The organism is Pedobacter sp., assembly GCF_037719805.1.
Taxonomy (GTDB): domain Bacteria; phylum Bacteroidota; class Bacteroidia; order Sphingobacteriales; family Sphingobacteriaceae; genus Pedobacter.
Genome location: NZ_JBBJLZ010000005.1, coordinates 490,338 through 508,577 on the forward strand (window position 1 = coordinate 490,338; position 18,240 = coordinate 508,577).

Consider the following 18,240-nt stretch of genomic DNA (forward strand, 5'->3'; position numbering starts at 1 on the left):
AACATCGGTTACAAATCCCACCATAACCTGGTCGTACGAGGCACTTCGGCTGGCACACTGCCACCATTCTTATTCCGCTCTCCCTGAGGATAATCGTTCCGACGAATATATTTGTCTAACGTGGCATTTACGGGTAATGTGAAATCTTTGTACTGGTAGTCAAAACGACGTGCATCATTCCAAGCCTCAGGATTTAAGTAAGTAGCTACATATTTTTCTTTGAAAATAAGTGCCTTTGTTAACCCAGCGGCGCCGACAGCAACTATCGGACTGGCAAGATATGTCGCCTTTTCAGCAGCAGGCACCTGGAGCTTATCCATGTTTGCAGATATACCGGCTAAGTATGCGTTATATGATCTGGTCTTATCCGTTGTAAACGCAGCCTCGGCCTCAATGAACTTAAGCTCGGCATAGGTAACGATCAATATTGGAGAGGTATTACTTGTCCATGGAGAACTGCTAGAAATGTAATTCTCATCTTTAGTGGTATTTGCTCCTGGCAACCTGTTTCCAGCACCATTCACAGTTCCAATGTAGGTTCCATTGACGGTCTTATCCGTGATCTTAGCGATCCTTGGATCAACAAGTCCATACGTTGTACCGTTCAAATGGTCAATAAATTGTTCTGATAGCCAACCTCCCAACGATTGGGTTGAATTGCTTAGAGCTACTCCTGCCCAAAAATTACGAAGAGTAAAGGTTGCCATTCCAGCATCTTGCGCATTTGCCGTAAAAGAATTGTCTATTGCGGCTAAAACCGCCCTAGGATCATAAACTGTTGTCTTGCTAACCTTTACTAATAACCTTGCCTTTAATGCGTAAGCGAATTTAAGCCAGTTTATGCGTTGATTCGCGGCCCCTGTTGAACCATAAATCAAATCACTCGCTGGCGCTAATTTTATGGTTGCAGTGGTTTTAGACAATTCTGTTATAGCTTCATCAACTAATGCCATACTCGCTTTGTAAATGTCTTCGGCACTATCATATTTTGGCGTAACGTTTTGGGGGTTAAATGCCTCAGAGAAAGGCGCATTGCCCCAAAGGTCATTAACCATGATCAGGTGATGTGCAATCAACAAATCAGCTACCCCAACATACTCACTTGATCCGGTAGCTACAGCCAACTTTTTCATCTCGTTGGCATCTGCCATCGCAAAATAAAGGGCATCCCAGGTTGAAGTAAAGTCTATGGACTGGTAAGTATCTGCCGCACCAGCCGCAGCTGGATTAGCCGTATATTGTACATAAGGTACAATAACGCTTCCAGCATTGTAGCTGTTTAACCCGGCTTTATAAGTGGAGGTTGCTAACAGCGATGCCAAAGTTGGCGTACTCACCTGGTTTGGATTGTTAGCAAGATCGTCAAAATATTTGTCACTGCAACCTTGCAACCCAACTGAGGTAGCTAAAGCAAACATTATAATGTATTTACCTAATTTTTTCATCGTAATTTCTTTTAAAAACTTAAATTAAGAGTAAACAGAATCGTACGTGCCGTAGGGTATGTAAATCCTGCAGAACCATCATTATTACTAGCACTATCATAAGAACTGGACTCAGGATCCACACCGTAATATTTCGTCCAAAGCCAGAGATTGTTACCGGTAACTGACACCGAAGCATTTCTGATGGCTTTCTTAGGAAGCCATTTTGTAGGAATAGAATACGCTAAACTAGCAGACCTTAACCTGACCCATGAAGCGTCCGTAACAAATGGCTCTGAAACATTTCTATAAAAACGACGGTAATAGCCTTCTCCATAATCAACACCATCTGGACCTAAACGTTGTCCTAACCAAACGGGTTTAGTATTCGGACTTCCGTCTGCTAATACGCCCTCAAAGGTTCTAAATGACCGTCTGTCAACAGAGTAGTCAGGAAGTCCGAAAGCTGAGTAGAAATCCTCAAGCCAATTGTACTTTTCAAAACCTACTCTGGCGTCAAAGAGCGTGGTTAAACTAAAGCCTTTATACGTAAAAGTGTTAGTAATACCTGCAATCCAGTCTGGCTGTGAATTACCAAGAATTTTTTGTTTTCCGCCAGATATACTAGGAAAACCATCTGCACTAATTAATAATGGTGTTGACGGATCAAGGAAGTCCGTTTCTGTTTGCCCTCCATAATATCTGTTGAAATAACTTCCGTAAATATTACCGAAAGACTCTCCTTCCACTAGTTTCATAGTGACTCCAGCATTACCATATCCTCTTGCTGATCCGTAAATCACAGTTGTAGGAAGGCGCACGATCTTATTTCTATTTGCCGAAAAATTCAGATTTATATCCCATTTGAATGACTCCGTTAAAATCGGCTTACCATTTAAAACCAACTCTATACCTCTATTACGGATATCACCCGCATTAATGGATGTAGAAACATAGCCTGTTGCAGAAGGGATCTGCGCAGCAACGATCTGGTCTTTACTTAATGAATAATAATAAGTTGCATCGAATCCAAGTCTGTTGTTAAGGAAAGACATTTCAAGTCCAGCCTCGTAAGTATTCGTAAATTCAGGACGAAGATCTTTGTTGCCAAGATTACCTGCTAGGGTTAAACCAGTGATACCAGTTGGCAGGCCAGTGTAGGGACTAAAGCCAGAAGAGGTGGCGTATTCGAAAGCGTCCTTACCAATTTTAGCGTAAGACAATCTTAGTCTAGTCTGGCTGATGAATTCTGGCAACTTAAATTGATCTGAAATGACATAACTTAAACTTGCTGACGGATAAAAGAATGACCTGTTTTCTGCCGCAAGGGTGGAGGTAATATCATTTCTACCTGTTACAGTTAAAAACAAATAGTTCTTGTAATCAAAAGTCGCCTCACCGAAATATCCTACTAAACGTTTTTTTCTAATGTCCTGTGTAGGGGTAAGAACTTTAGCATTACCAAGGGTAAAGAAATTATAGATGCTCAACTGACTTCCTAAAACACCAACATCCTTCGAACTCCTGTTATAAAGTTCTTGCCCCAATCTTAATGTCCCAGTGATGTCTTCTGTTAATTTATGGCTTAATGTAGCGATGAATGTACTATTGAGTGTTCTAAAACGTGTATTATACTCTCCGACAAAACCTTCTGCGTTGTCATAAACTTGCTCTCCCGTCAAGCCTAGAAGTCCGGGGGCAGTTCTAAACCTGTTATCAGTGTATTGGTCTACTCCAAAACGGTAAGACAAATTTAACCACGAAGTCACATCATACCCAAGGTTTGCACCTGCAATAAAACGGTTAACATCTCCTTTTAATCTGTTTGTTTCAGTACCATATATTGGATTGTTCGTTCCTAGATATTTTTGAGTACCATTCGGATTAAATACATCCCGAACATCAAAGCGTGGCGACCAATAAGCTAAAGCTTCGCCAAATCTGTCAGCACTATATGTGTAACCTCCAGCATTACTAAAATTCATATTCACACCAGCCTTAAACTTTGGGCTGATCGTAAAGTCTGTATTTAGTCGTGCAGAATAATTTTTGTAATCCGTATTAGGCATCATCCCTTTCTGATAAAACTGAGAGATGGATGAGAAGAACTTTATGGCTTCTGTTCCCCCATTTACAGATACAGAATTACGAACCTGCTGACCAGTTCTAAATGCACGGTCGTAATTGTCAAACAGTTCATCGGGGTGGGTCGGGTCAATAAGCTTTGCCTCCTCAATAGTTGGCCCCCATGCGGGTCCAATCCCACCGGGTGGATTAGTGTAAACACCCAACACGCCCATGGTGTATTGTTTTTGAACATCAGGGCTTTTTAAAACTTCATCGAATCCGTAAGTGCTGTTGAAGCTCACATTGAATCCATTTTGCTTCCCTCTTTTAGTAGTGATCACAACTACACCGTTAGCACCACGCAATCCGTAAAGCGCAGTAGCAGCACCACCTTTTAAAATGTTGATGGTCTCGATATCATCGGGATTTATATCCGAGGCTCTATTACTTACTCCTCTTGCACTATAGGCATTCCCTTCAGCATTGGCTCCTAATGTTGAGGTGGAATTATCAATTTGTACACCATCGATCACATAAAGCGGATCTCCGGAGATGTTTGGATTCACAGAATTTACACCTCTGATGCGGATGTTAGCTCCCTGGCCTGGACCACCGCCCATACTTGAAATAGTCGCTCCGGCAACCTTGCCTTGTAAAGCATTGAGCATGTTTGGCTGGTGATTGAAATTCAGGTCTTCTGAAGTTACTCCCTGAGCCGCATACCCGAGCGACCTCCTTTGCCTTGTAATACCTAATCCCGTAGAAACTTGAACCTCTTGTAATTGTGTCGCATCGGTCTCTAAAGTAACAGAAAGACTGGATTGAGTTCCAACGGTAACTTCTTTAGAAACATATCCCATATAGCTGAATACTAAAACTGGATCTGAGCCAGAGATACCTACCGTAAAAGTACCGTTAGAGTTGGTCGAGGTTCCGACACTGGAGCCCTTAAGTTTGATCGTAACACCAGGCAAAGGAATTCCATCCTCTGCGGCAGTTACTTTTCCAGTGATCGTTTTTACTTGAGCTTGTAACGAAAAATTAGTCAGTAAAAGAAATGGAAGAAAAAGTAGAGTAAAGATTATTCTCATAATTTCCGGGTTTAGTTGAGTTGATTTCGGTTTTGTTAATGCCAATATAGTCATTTAGCAAAAAAAGTCTTCACAGAAGCCGGTAAATAATTTCTATCCAAAGAAAGCGCTGAAACAGTCCGCGTAAAGGACAATTTTTAGTACAGTTGACAAGAAGTTTATGGAATAAAGCGAGATGGGGTGTCATTCTTAGCCTGAAAAGCGCTTATAATAAAGAAGGCCGGTTTAATAACCGGCCTTCTTTATTATTCTACGAGCCAAACAGAGTCTACAAAGTATTTTTGCTGATCAAAGAAATGTTCTTTGAATTTAAATCCAGATTCGGCTGCTAGAGACTCAATTTCCTGCAATGCATATTTCTTTGAGATCTCCATAAAGATGTATTCATCTTTCGAAAAATTAATTGTTTCCCCATCCCCGATACGAACCTGCTGATCTGTCAAACTTATCAGATAGCTCTTACACATCCCGGATTCCGGATTATAATTAGCATAATGCTCAAAACTGTCCAAATCAAAATTTGCTGCCAACTCTCTGTTGATGCGCGTCAATAAATTAAGGTTAAAAGCACTTGTTACTCCCGCCGGGTCATTATACGCAGCTAGTATCTTTCGAGGATTTTTTTTCAAGTCAAATCCGATAATTAAAATATCATCTTTAGAAAGCAGCGTTCTCAAATCAACACAAAACTGTGCCGCTTCTTCCGCATCCATGTTTCCAATGTTCGCGCCCATAAACAATACAACCTTTCTACGATCCGACATCATGTTTGCTTCTCTAAGCATATCGAGATAGTCACCATTTAGTCCCTCAACATGGAGCGAAGGAAACTGCACAGGAAGTTTCAACTCCAAATCGTGAATTACATGTGCTGAAATATCAATAGGGAGATAACTGAAATCTAACTGTAGGTCTAACAAACTTTTTAAGAGATGTACTGATTTAGTGGCATCACCTGCACCTAGCTCAACCAGGTCAAATGGAGTTTGCTTTGCAGAAATAATCTGAGCCAACTCTCCAGACTGATTGCTGAGAATATCCATCTCCGAATTAGTCAGGTAATACTCGTCCATTTCCATTATCTGCTGGAAGATATGATCTCCCTGTTCATCGTAGAAATACTTGGAATGCAAATATTTGGGTGTTGACTTCAACCCTTTCAGGGTATCTGTTAAAAATTGCACAGCTACTACCGGCTGCTTTTGGATAGTTTCAAGAGTATTCATTGGAAGGTTATTGAGCTAGTCTGATACCAGTGAACTGCCAGCGTAAATGCGGATGGAAAAAATTCCTATAGGTGATTCGGCTATGTCCGTTTGGGGTTGCTTCAGATGCACCACGGAGCACCTTCTGATTGACCATAAACTTTCCATTGTATTCACCTATTGCACCAGGCGCCTTATTAAATCCAGGGTAAGGAAGGTAGGCACTTTCAGTCCACTCCCATCGCTCCCCCCAGTTGAACAATGTGGCCGCAACTTCCCACTCAAACTCTGTTGGGAGGCGCAAGCCTGACCACCCAGCAAATGCGTAGGCTTCGTAATAGCTGACATGACTTAGAGGGGCATTCAAATCTAATGGTTGTAAACCCTCAAGAGTGTACGTATGCCACGCTCCTTCTATCAGATGCCAATACAACGGAGCCGTGATTTTATGAGTGTTTACCCAATCCCAACCCTCGGCATGCCAATGGCGGAAATCTCGATACCCGCCATCATTAATAAACGCTAGATATTCTCTATTGCTCACTAAAAGAGAACTGATAGAAAAATCTTGTACATACACCTTGTGCCTGCTAAGCTCATTATCAAAACAAAACGACGACCCAATATGCCCGATCTCATAAACACCTTCTTTGAAGCCCATCATATGCTTTGGACTACTTGGTTCATTCGTCGATTTTGTAGGACCATTGTTGTACGCTGGAAAAAGTGGGTTATTTCCAAGGATATATTTGATATCAGTCAACAGGAGCTCCTGATGCTGTTGCTCATGATTAAAACCAAGGATGAGTAATTCTTCAACTTCAGGAGTCAAGGGATTGTGTAAAAAAGTAAGCATGGCCTCATCAACATAGGTACGATATTGATACACTTCCTTTACGCTGGGACGACTAAGATTACCTCTATCGGTTCTGATCACGCGTGCGCCAACTGTTTCATAATAACTGTTGAACACGTAATTGAAAGTGTCATTAAAAACCTGATAATTAGTAAAAAATGGCTGTAAAATGAAGGTTTCGAAGAACCAGGTGCTGTGGCCTAGATGCCATTTGGGCGGACTAACATCGATGACAGGTTGTACAACATAATCTTCCGTTTGAAGTGGTTTGCAGATGAGTTCAGTATGGCTCCTAATCTGCGTATATTGTTGTGACAGCGTCATCAATTTCGATCTATATAGTTCTTAAGTTCTGTAATGCTAGTAACATTTAGCGATTGCGATTGTTTTTTACGCATCATTAAAGCATACGAATTATTGAAGCCAATCGGCTTAAGCCATTTAATTTGATACTCTTTGTGAAAAGCTGCTTTAACATAATCATAAGTCTTCTGCTTGTCGCGCGAAACTAAGTCTACAATCTTAGAGTCAGGCTGCAACAACACTAATAGCCCGGTGCCTGTATATTCCGGGTAAAAATCTATCTGATCGTTCATCAGCGCATCGAAACAGATCTTTGTGCCTCCAAGGCCGGTTTTGGTATCTACGCTGTATTCAGTGTTTCCTTGAATTAGCATGCGATACATTTCGGCCAGGAGATACTGCTCACCGAAGATTTTGGAGCCTATTCTAACGGAACCTGCTTTGCCACCTCTTGGCTCTTTAAATAGATTACTGCTAGTTAAGAAGTCTTTTGCCACACGCTCGGGAGTTTGTTTTAATTGATCAGTCCGATAGTTAAGGTCAGTCATCACCGAATCGGTGATCTTCCCTGCAAGCAGGTTTAGAGCTTCCTCCAGACCAGGGAATTTCTGCAAGGACGACTCGCGCACAATGGGAGCTGCATAATAGGGCGGGAAGATGCCTTTGTCATCTCTCAAAATGGTGAGATTAAATGCTTTTAACCTGCCATCTGTTGAATAGCCGCTAATTACGTCTATCTCCCCTTCATAAGCTGCCTTATACATCACAGCATCACTGATAACAGTGGTATAAATTTTTAATCCATAAATTGACTTAAGTCCCAAGTCACCGTCTTGCCTACCCATGAACTCAGGGGTAAAACCGGCACTAAGCTTTGTTCCATAACTTTTAGGCAAGACGTAAAAACCGCCTAAAAGCAGAATTACAATCGGAATGAGGTATAGAACCTTCACCATTCTCTTTACATCAAATTTTTGAAGTCTTGACAATAGAAAGTCTAAAAGGACTGCAAGCAGTGCCGCGGGAATAGCTCCCGCAAGGATCATATTGGTGTTGTTCAAAGAAATACCTCCGAAGATAAATTCACCTAAACCGCCCGCTGCAATATAGGACGCAAGCGTAGCAACGCCCACATTAATTACGGTAGCTGTTCGGATGCCCGCTAATAATACAGGCATAGCCAGTGGAAGTTCTACACGCAATAAGATTTGTTGCGTATTCATTCCCAGCGCTTTTGCTGCCTCTATAACATGCTTATCGATGCCTATAATCCCTGTGTAAGTATTTCGAATAATTGGAAGCAGAGCATAAATCAATAGCGCAACTATTGCAGGTTTTGGTCCTATCCCTAATAAAGGGATCATAAACCCTAAAAGTGCAATACTTGGTATAGTTTGAAGCACACCTGCTAGGCCGAGTACAGTCCCAGCAAAACCTCTTTTACGGGCAATTAAAATACCAATTGGAAGGCCGATACCAATAGCTAGCAACAATGAGATAAATGTTAGACCTAAGTGCTGAGCCGTTTGGGAGAGCAGCTTATCTGACTGCTCATACATGAAACTCCATACGGTTTGCGGTTGATCAGTCATGTATTTCCAGGTTTTGATAGCTACCGAATGCGGAAGTCAGCTCAGATAAGGCAATCCTTTTTGAAACCTGGGTATTCAAATCGATGAACGTATGCGCTTCAACCGTCTTATCGGAACTAAACAGCTCCATTGCCGACCAGATACTAAAGGCATTACTAAAATGGCCCGGACTTGATTGTATGGAGGAGTCGGGTAGTAAGGCCCAGAGATCTTTAACGGTTATTGTTTTAAATTCAAGCACCAATCGCTGATTTTCCAAGAACTTAGTGACAAAATCATTTGCCGGCCTAAATAACAATTCCTTGGGTCTACCGATTTGAACGATTTTCCCCTGATCCATCAAACAAATACGATCCGCCAATTCAAAGGCTTCCTGGACATCATGAGTGACCATTACGATGGTCTTTCTTTTAAATTCTTCTAACGCTTTAAATTCTGACTGAATGCCAGATCTGGTCACATTATCTAAAGCTCCAAACGGCTCGTCCATTAATAAGATTGCCGGGTCTGTGATTAGCGCTCTAATCAGTCCTACCCGCTGCTGCTGGCCTCCACTAAGTTCATGCGGAAACTGGTGAAGAGAGCTTTCCGGCAATTGGAACTTCGCTATTAATTCCACTGTTCGTTGTGTGGTCTTTTTGGCTGCCCAATGTAATAACCTTGGAACTACCGCAATATTCTCCGCAATAGTAAAATGCGGAAATAATCCAACATTCTGCATTACATAACCAATTTTCCGGCGCAATTCTTCAGGTTTTCCCTTGCTAATATCAACTCCATCAAGTATTATGCTTCCAGAGTCAGGCTCGATCAGGCGATTGATCATTTTCAATGTAGTGGTTTTTCCGCACCCACTCGTTCCAAGCAGCACGAGATTCTCTCCTTCAAGGACGGTGAATGTTATATCACTCACCGCTTTGGTATTCCCATAACTCTTACTTACTCCGGATACAGTAATCATCTAATCTTCCAACTTCATGAAAAGATTATTTAAAGATTCTGAATACGTTGGATGAGCAAAAATGCCATATCGGATCTGTTCATAAGTGATCCCACCCTGCATAGCCATTTGCAAAACAGACACAATCTCTCCGCCTTCAGCCGCAAGGATACAGGCGCCTAATATCTCTTTTGATTTTCTATCTACTATCGCTTTCATGAAACCACGGGTTTCACCGGTCTCGATTCCACGTGCAACTTGCTCCATCGGAATTTTTGCAACTAAATAATCCAAGCCTTTTTCCTTTGCCTCCTTTTCGGAAATCCCAATCCGTCCTAGTTGAGGATCAGTAAACATGCAGTATGGAACTGGTCGTCCGTTGGTTGACAATTGAGTTTGTTCAATTAGATTCCTATATACAATGGTGTAATCATTGTAAGCGATGTGGGTAAACGCAGGCCCACCTTTTACGTCACCTAAAGCATAAATATCTTTGACATTCGTTTGCAGTTTATCATCTACAATAATATTCCCTTTGTCATCAGTATTGACGCCGGAAACTTGTAAGTTGAGTGCCGCTGTCTGAGGTGCTCTGCCAATTGCTACTAAAACATGAGTTGCCGTTAGTGTCCTGGTATTACCATCCACCAACAAATTAAGACTAATCAAACCATCCTTTTTTTCAACACTTTCAACATTTGTGTCGGTTAAGATAGTTAGTCCTTCTTCTTCTAGAATCTTATTGATCTCCTCAGAGACATCATCGTCTTCCCTTCCCATGATTGAGGCTGACTTCTCCAAAATCGTCACCTGACTACCAAAGCGCTGAAACATTTGCCCAAACTCCAGTCCGATGTAATTTCCTCCAACAATTACAAGATGTTCAGGTACTTCTTGTAAATCAAGAATGGTTGTTGAGGTCAGGTATTCTATAGTCTCCAGGCCTTTAATATCTGGAATCTTGGCCTTTGTACCAGTATTAATAAAAATCAAATCTGCAGTAACTATTTGTTCTTCTCCATGGAAGTTTGTGACAGTCAGTTGTTTTTCCCCAGAGAATGTCGCTTCTCCCATAATAAGATCTACGCCGTCTGTTGACTCAAGACCTTTTTGAGCGGATTGCTGGAATGACTTAACAATCTCATCTTTACGGGCTTTGATCCTTTTGAAATCGACTTCGATGTTTCCAATGTTAACACCAAGATCACCTGCATTCTTGGCCCTGTATAGAGCTTGAGCAGAAGCGATCATTGCCTTTGTCGGTGTACAACCGTCGTTAATACACGTACCGCCAACAATTCTTTTTTCAATTACTGCTGTTCTTTTTCCTGCTAACGCAAGTTTCTTAGCAAGTGGTATCCCAGCCTGCCCAGCGCCAATGATGATGACATCATAGTGTTCCATATCAATTACCGATTTTATGTGGACTCTCTTTTGCGAATTTCAATATGGAAAGCCCTAGAGGAGGTAACGTTAAGCATAACGAATGCGATCCGCCATGCATTGGGATTGGATAGGCGTCAAGCAATTCTTGATTTAACACATTGCTACCATTATATTTTAAATTGTCGCTGTTGAATATCTCTGTATAAAAACCTGCTTGCGGAACACCAACCCGGTAGTTCTGACGCACCAAGGGTGTAAAGTTGGCCACAAACAACAAAGAATCGCCGGGCTCTGCACCCTTACGTAACCAACTAATCACTGAATTCTCAGCATCGTCAAGGGAAACCCACTGAAATCCATTCGGATCAAAATCATAACCTTTAAATGCAGGTTCTATTAAATAAATTCTGTTCAAATCAGCTAATACTTTTTGAATACCAGTATTAAAATGATTGTTTTCATGCCAATCTAAACTGAAATCATGCTGCCATTCATGTTGCTGGCCAAATTCGCCACCCATAAATACCAGCTTGGCACCGGGGTGCCCATACATATAAGCATATAGCAATCGTAGATTAGCAAATTTTTGCCATTCATCTCCCGGCATCTTGTTGATGAGAGAATATTTACCATAGACGACTTCATCATGCGATAATGGCAATACAAACTTTTCACTGAAAGCATATACCAATCCAAAGGTTAGCAGTCCCTGGTGATGCTTCCGGTATACTGAATCCTGTTGAAAGTAATCTAATGTATCATGCATCCAGCCCATCATCCACTTCAGGTCAAACCCTAAGCCGTTCTCGCTGGTGGGATGCGTTACACCGGGCCAGGAAGTAGATTCTTCAGCCACTGTAAATACTTCCGGATGGTGGCTATGTACAGCGTCATTAAATTCCTTTAAGAAAGAAACTGCCTCTAAATTCTCACGTCCGCCAAACTCATTTGGAATCCATTCCCCTGCGTTACGCGAGTAGTCCAGGTAAAGTATGGAGGCTACGCCGTCCACTCGCAAAGCGTCAATATGATACAGATCAAGCCAGTATAAGGCGTTTGAGATAAGAAATGCCCTCACTTCATTGCGGTCCATGTTGAATATAAAACTTTTCCAATCCGGATGAAATCCTTTTCTTGGATCCGCGTATTCGTATAGATTGGTCCCGTCGAAATAGCCAAGTCCATGTTCATCAGTAGGGAAGTGCGAAGGTACCCAATCCAATATCACACCAATACCTGCCAGATGCAGCTCGTTCACCAGGTGCATAAAATCCTGTGGCGTACCAAATCTTCCTGATGGTGCAAAATATCCTGTTATTTGGTAGCCCCAGGAGCCATAAAAAGGATGTTCCATCACAGGCATCATTTCTACATGGGTAAACCCCATCTCAGAACAATAGGCAGGTAGTTCGGCAGCCAGTTCCCGGTAAGTCACAAAGCGGCTTTCCGTCTCTTCTTCTACTCTTTTCCATGAACCAATATGCATCTCGTAGATAGAGATCGGCCGACTAAGCGGTTTGTTTGCGCTGCGTTGGGTCAGCCAATCGGTGTCTGTCCAGGTATGATCCAGTTCCCAGGTAATGCTTGCTGTGTTGGGCGGAGTCTCCCATCGATACGCATAGGGATCGCCTTTCTGTACCCGGTAGCCAGACTGCGATTCGATGGCATATTTGTAACACTCCCCTGCCCCAATGTCAGGAATAAATAGTTCCCAAATACCAGATTCGTCCCAGCGCACATGCATGGGGCTCGCCTGTTCATTCCAACCGTTAAAATTTCCTACCACAGAAACGTTCTGTGCGTTAGGAGCCCAAACGGCAAAGTACACACCGCGAGTACCCAAATGCTCAACTACGTGGGACCCTAATTTGTTGTATAACTGATAGTGTTTACCAGCTTTAAATAACGCGATATCAAACTCAGTGAATAAAGTGAACCAGGGAGAAACTTCTTCAGTAACAACCGCTAAAGTTTGTTCTTTCTTTGCCATAAGTGTTATTGTACCTTGTTTTGTCTGCTTGCTTCTATAATTGACTTAATCCCTCTCAATGGCACAGTTACCCAAGCTGGTCGGTTGTTCAATTCATAATTTAATTCATAAACTGCTTTTTGTAGAAGAAAGGTCTGCATCATCAATTGTAAATCTGCGCTTTCCTTAGGAACAAAAGGTAAACCATCAACGGTATCTAAATATGCTTTCATAAAGAATCCACTCATATAATGATACCACTGTTCTACATATGGGATCAGCTTATCAACATCTTCTTCGCGAATCTGGTTATCGAGAAACAAGCTGCCATAAGCGGCATAATGAAATGACCGGATCATTCCTGCAACATCGCGCAATGCAGAATATTTCAATCTCCGTTCACTATAGCTGCGTGCAGGTTCTCCTTCAAAATCAAGGATTAAAAAGTCTTTACCTGTAAACAATACCTGACCCAAATGGTAATCACCATGGATCCGAATCTTCGTCACCTCAATTTTGTGATCATAAATCTGCTTCAATACTTGCAATATCTCATCTTTCATATCTAACACTTCCTGAGCTTCAGCTTTAACCTTATCAGGTAGGTTCTTCATATTACGTGTCAGGCTCTGAAACGCTACACGCACTAATGATTGCAATGAAGAAAATAGAGATCGCTGGTAATGCAAGGTATAATCTTCCGACTTAAATGCGGCCGAATCCTTATCTGATGAAAGCGCTATGTGCAGTTCACCCGTGCGAACACCCAGTAAGCGTATTAACTCCGCATCAGTCCCTTCAAGCAGACCTTTTATCTCATCTGGCACCTCCTCATAAGCCATTGGCGTGGTTAAATCACCGGTTGTGGCCGTATCAAGCGAACTAGAGTGTATGTGCGACAAAGCTTTCTCGTTGTAATTATCCAGACGATCCAATACATAAGTCCATCCGTCACTGGTGCTTTTTGCCATCTCTTGCATCATACCCAACACCATTGGTTCGCGGTTAGGCAAGCGCCATTCAATATTACCAATATAAGCAGGGATATTTTTAAATCTTCCATCCTGCGTTAAAAACTGGTTAATCTCGACGTCCGGATTGATAGCTTGATCAACCTTCCGATAAATTTTAAGGAAAAAAGCATTATCATAAGTAATAGAAGTATTGCTTTGTTCTGCAGCTAGTACTTTTGGACGGATCTTTTCCTGCTCGGCAACATGTTGTTTTAGATCCTCGTTCCCAGTAAATACCAGTTCGCCATGCGGCAATTCTACATGATGATTGTTGGCCATATGCTCAATAATCGCCTGTTGATAATCTAATCCATAGATGGCATCATATAATATACCCTCTTCGCCATCAACATCTAACAAAGATATTACCGATTGTGCACAGCTTTCCTTCAACTTAGCTCCAACTTCACCTTTGGCATAAGCAACAGGAAGTTGATACATATCAGGCAAGCCATCACGGTAAGACACCTCCAGTAATAAAATGATAATGCTATTTTCTTCCAGAGGAATAACTGCATGACTTACGACACGAATATTCTCCATACCACGACCCTTGCCACCAAACCAACGCAGACGCATGATGTAATTAGCAAGTACTTTATTTTCAAGTATTTCTAATTTTGGCCGAGCCACAATATCGTCCCATTTTTTAAGGTTGACGGTCTGTAATACCTGATCACTCTCTACTTCGGCAACCACTTTTTCTAACAGAAACGTTTGACAAGAATAAGCATCAAGCGTGAAAAAATAAGGGACTTCTTCTTTGACAGCAGGGAAACGGTTGCGGCTTATTAATTCTACCGGAACATACCCTTTAAAAGCTTCCAGATCGATCTCTGCAGCCTGTGTGTACCGGGAGAGATTAGCTACGATCAACATCACCTCATCTTCGTAGGTACGGGTAAACGACAATACTTTAGAATTTTCTGACTGGATAAATTTCATATCGCCACGACCAAAAGCTTTATACTTCTTGCGGGTGCTAATCATTCGTTTCATCCACCAGAGTAAGGATGAAGTATTACGCGACTGCAGCTCTACGTTAACAGATTCAAAATGGAATTGTGGATCTAGTATAAGTGGCAGATACAACTGCTGCGGATTAGCCTGCGAGAAGCCACCGTTACGGTCAGAGCTCCATTGCATCGGCGTACGCACACCATCCCTATCACCTAAATAAAAATTATCACCCATGCCGATTTCGTCCCCGTAATATAATACAGGAGTACCAGGAAGGCTAAACAATAGCGTGTTTAGTAACTCTATTTTCTTACGGTTGTTCTCCAACAACGGAGCTAGCCTGTGTCTGATACCAAGGTTGATACGTGCCTTAGGATCTTTCACATATGCCTTATACATATAATCGCGCTCTTCGTCAGTTACCATTTCAAGCGTCAACTCATCATGGTTACGTAAGAAAATGGCCCATTGACAAGTTTCTGGAATTTCAGGCGTCTGGTCGAAAATATCGGTTAAAGGATACCGGTCCTCCATCTGCAACGCCATAAACATACGTGGCATTACAGGGAAGTGATAGTTCATCTGGCACTCATCGCCATCACCAAAATATGCTGCCGAATCCTCTGGCCACATATTGGCCTCAGCTAATAACAAAGTACCAGGATAACGGTCATCAATATATTTCCGCAGTTTTTTTAAATAGTCGTGCGTTTCTGGTAAGTTCTCGCAGTTGGTACCATTCCGTTCAAACAGATAAGGCACAGCATCCAGTCTGAAACCATCAACACCCATTTTACACCAGTAATCCATGATTTTAAATACTTCCTCTTGTACTAAAGGACTGTCATAATTCAGATCTGGCTGGTGATGAAAAAAGCGGTGCCAGTAATATTGTTGTGCTATTGGATCCCAAGTCCAGTTAGAGGTTTCATAATCTTGAAAGATGATACGGGCGTCCTTAAAATCATCTGGATCATCAGTCCAGACATAATAGTTCCGCATGTCTGAGCCCTTAGGCGCTTTACGTGCACGTTGAAACCAAGGATGCTGATCAGAAGTATGGTTGATTACTAATTCTGTAATTACTTTCAAGCCACGTAGGTGGGCCTCTTTTAAAAATTTACGAAACTGGGCAATTGTCCCGTAGGACGGGTTAATATTGTAATAGTCAGCGATATCATAACCATCATCTCGGAGTGGCGAAGGGTAGAATGGCAGCAACCAGATGGCCGTGATGCCGAGGTCCTGCAAATAGTCCAGCTTTTGCATTAAGCCTTCAAAATCACCAATACCATCGCTATTGCTGTCGTTAAAAGCTTTAATGTGAACTTCGTATATGATGGCATCTTTATACCAGTGTAACTTATCGTCTAGAATTACTTTTTTTTCGGGCATATGTTTAGGAGTAGTTTATAAGTGTTCAACTTTAAAAATGTGAGCGGGCATGCGATGAGGATCTAATTGCACATAGTTCCAGTCACTATTCCATTCGTAGGTTTCGCCACTGAGCAAATCAGTCACTTTGAAATTGGTTAACGAAGGCAGGTTTAAGCGTTCCAAAGGAATTCTGACATGTCCGCTTTGGGAATTGAAAACATCCAGGTTTACAACGATGACCAGCAGATTACTGGTTTGCTGATCTTTCTTGGCGTAGCAGATGATCTGGTCGTTATCGCTTTCGGCAAGTTCGATGTTCCAGGTGCTTTGCAGCGCTGCATTCTCTTTACGTATGCGGTTAACGCGTGTGATGATTTCGCCGATCCGGGTGGTAGCTTCCCAGTCCCAGTGTTTTATTTCGTATTTCTCGTTGTCAACATATTCTTCTTTAGCTCCATGAGGCTGATTGATACCAAATTCATAAACCGGACCATAGATGCCATAATTAGAAGAAAGGGTTGCCGCCAGTATTACGCGCATAATGTGCGCATTTTCGCCACCTAAAGTAAGTTCCGGTGGTAATATATCAGGTGTGTTTGGCCAGAAGTTAGGTCGGAAATAGTAGCGCTGATCAGTTTTGGTAAGCTGAGTCATGTATTCCTCCAACTCCTTCTTGGTGTTGCGCCAGGTAAAGTAGGTGTAAGATTGGTTAAAGCCGGCTTTCCCTAATCTTTCCATAATGCGCGGACGAGTAAACGCTTCCGCCAAAAACAACACTTCAGGGTGGGCTTTTCTCACTTCAGCGATCATCCATTCCCAGAAACGGAAGGCTTTGGTATGCGGGTTATCTATCCTGAAGATGGTAACGCCGGCATCGACCCAATAGTCAATAACACTTTTAAGTTCTTTCCACAGGTTTTCCCAGTCATCCGTCTCGAAGTTAAACGGCAATATATCTTCATATCTTTTAGGCGGATTTTCAGCGTACTGCACTGTACCGTCCGGACGCCATTTAAACCATTGTGGATGCTCCTTCACATATGGATGATCTGGGGCACATTGATAGGCTATATCCATCGCTATTTCGATGCCATGCCTGTTTGCTTCTTGTAATAGCTTTTTAAAGTCCTTTAAAGTCCCCAAGGCGGGATGAATTGCTTTGTGGCCGCCCAGTCGGTTTCCTATAGCCCAGGGTGAACCGGGATCGGTCTCTAAAGCAGTTAAACTGTTGTTCTTTCCCTTGCGGTTTTTTTCACCAATAGGATGTATAGGTGGAAAATACAACACATCAAAGCCCAGTTTGGCTATCCTTGGCAATATTGGTATAACATCATTAAACGTACCATGATCCCGGCCTTCAAGTGCAGTTGAGCGTGGAAACAATTCGTACCAAGTACTATATGCGGCTCTTTTTCTTTCTACTTCTATCTTTAATGTCCGCGGATAAACGGTGATTTGCTCAGAAATGCGGTACTTGTACATGATTTCTGCAACTTCATCACTGATCGCGAGGTCATAAGCCTGCTCCTGTTTAGTTGAGTCTAATAAGCTGGCATGCCATTGTGCTAGTTTCGGTAGCTTCAAATTGACCTCGGCATCTTTTATCAACTGCGCTCCAATCTGCAATTCAACCGTAATATCCTGCCCTGCTCCCTTTTTCTTAACTAATCCGTGCTTCCAGGTCTTATAATGATCAATCCAGGCTTCTATCCTAAATTCATAAATGCCAACCTGATCAGGTATTAGATTGATGGTCCAATGGTCATTGCTGATGAATTTCAGAGGGATCTCCGTCCACTTTTTCTGACTTACTTTTCTGATATAAACGCTGGCCGACAGTTCATCGTGGCCATCGCTATAAATATCGGCTGAAATAATGATGGTCTCATTTACTGCCGTTTTCCCGGGAAACTGACCGTTGTCAATTTCGGGAGATACATGACTGATTACAACTCTTTGTTTGCCCTTAAAATTGATCATATAGTGATAATATACTAGGTATGTACTGACAGTTAATTAACAGTCGTGCTACCATGTTGTTTTATCAATAAGAAATC

General features: G+C 42.1%; 10 protein-coding genes. All 10 read right to left on the reverse strand.

The features are described from left to right. Nucleotides 1–8 precede the first annotated feature (8 nt). The 10 genes from WKF66_RS18590 to WKF66_RS18635 all read right to left on the reverse strand — a co-directional run bounded on the left by WKF66_RS18590 (nt 9) and on the right by WKF66_RS18635 (nt 18,163). On the reverse strand, nt 9–1,445 hold the full coding sequence (locus WKF66_RS18590) for a SusD/RagB family nutrient-binding outer membrane lipoprotein (RefSeq protein ID WP_489675990.1): 1,437 nt from the start codon (nt 1,443–1,445) through the stop codon (nt 9–11). 11 nt (nt 1,446–1,456) lie between these two features. Beyond that, nucleotides 1,457–4,582, reverse strand: a complete 3,126-nt coding sequence (locus tag WKF66_RS18595) for a SusC/RagA family TonB-linked outer membrane protein (RefSeq protein WP_489675991.1) — start codon at nt 4,580–4,582, stop codon at nt 1,457–1,459. A gap of 245 nt (nt 4,583–4,827) precedes the next feature. Beyond that, complete coding sequence (egtD, locus tag WKF66_RS18600; protein ID WP_489675992.1) at nt 4,828–5,808, reverse strand: L-histidine N(alpha)-methyltransferase; 981 nt, start codon at nt 5,806–5,808, stop codon at nt 4,828–4,830. A gap of 7 nt (nt 5,809–5,815) precedes the next feature. Continuing rightward, nucleotides 5,816–6,967: an ergothioneine biosynthesis protein EgtB gene (egtB, locus tag WKF66_RS18605; protein WP_489675993.1), complete on the reverse strand. Its 1,152-nt coding sequence runs from the start codon at nt 6,965–6,967 to the stop codon at nt 5,816–5,818. Further along, the gene (locus tag WKF66_RS18610; protein ID WP_489675994.1) at nt 6,967–8,538 is read right to left on the reverse strand and encodes an ABC transporter permease/substrate-binding protein; all 1,572 of its coding nucleotides are present in this window, start codon (nt 8,536–8,538) and stop codon (nt 6,967–6,969) included. Before WKF66_RS18610 ends, egtB begins: the two co-directional genes overlap by 1 nt. After that, nucleotides 8,531–9,499, reverse strand: coding sequence for an ABC transporter ATP-binding protein (locus WKF66_RS18615; protein WP_489675995.1), 969 nt, complete (start codon nt 9,497–9,499; stop codon nt 8,531–8,533). Before WKF66_RS18615 ends, WKF66_RS18610 begins: the two co-directional genes overlap by 8 nt. Then, nucleotides 9,500–10,882 (reverse strand): mercuric reductase, encoded by a 1,383-nt coding sequence (locus tag WKF66_RS18620; protein WP_489675996.1) that lies wholly within the window; start codon nt 10,880–10,882, stop codon nt 9,500–9,502. It lies immediately after the preceding gene. Nucleotide 10,883: 1 nt separating this feature from the next. Further along, the gene (gene glgB, locus WKF66_RS18625; protein ID WP_489675997.1) at nt 10,884–12,854 is read right to left on the reverse strand and encodes a 1,4-alpha-glucan branching protein GlgB; all 1,971 of its coding nucleotides are present in this window, start codon (nt 12,852–12,854) and stop codon (nt 10,884–10,886) included. 5 nt (nt 12,855–12,859) lie between these two features. After that, entirely contained in the window at nt 12,860–16,201 is a 3,342-nt protein-coding gene (treS, locus tag WKF66_RS18630; RefSeq protein ID WP_489675998.1) for a maltose alpha-D-glucosyltransferase, read from the reverse strand. A gap of 15 nt (nt 16,202–16,216) precedes the next feature. Continuing rightward, the gene (locus WKF66_RS18635; protein ID WP_489675999.1) at nt 16,217–18,163 is read right to left on the reverse strand and encodes an alpha-1,4-glucan--maltose-1-phosphate maltosyltransferase; all 1,947 of its coding nucleotides are present in this window, start codon (nt 18,161–18,163) and stop codon (nt 16,217–16,219) included. Between the last annotated feature and the right edge of the window lie 77 nt (nt 18,164–18,240).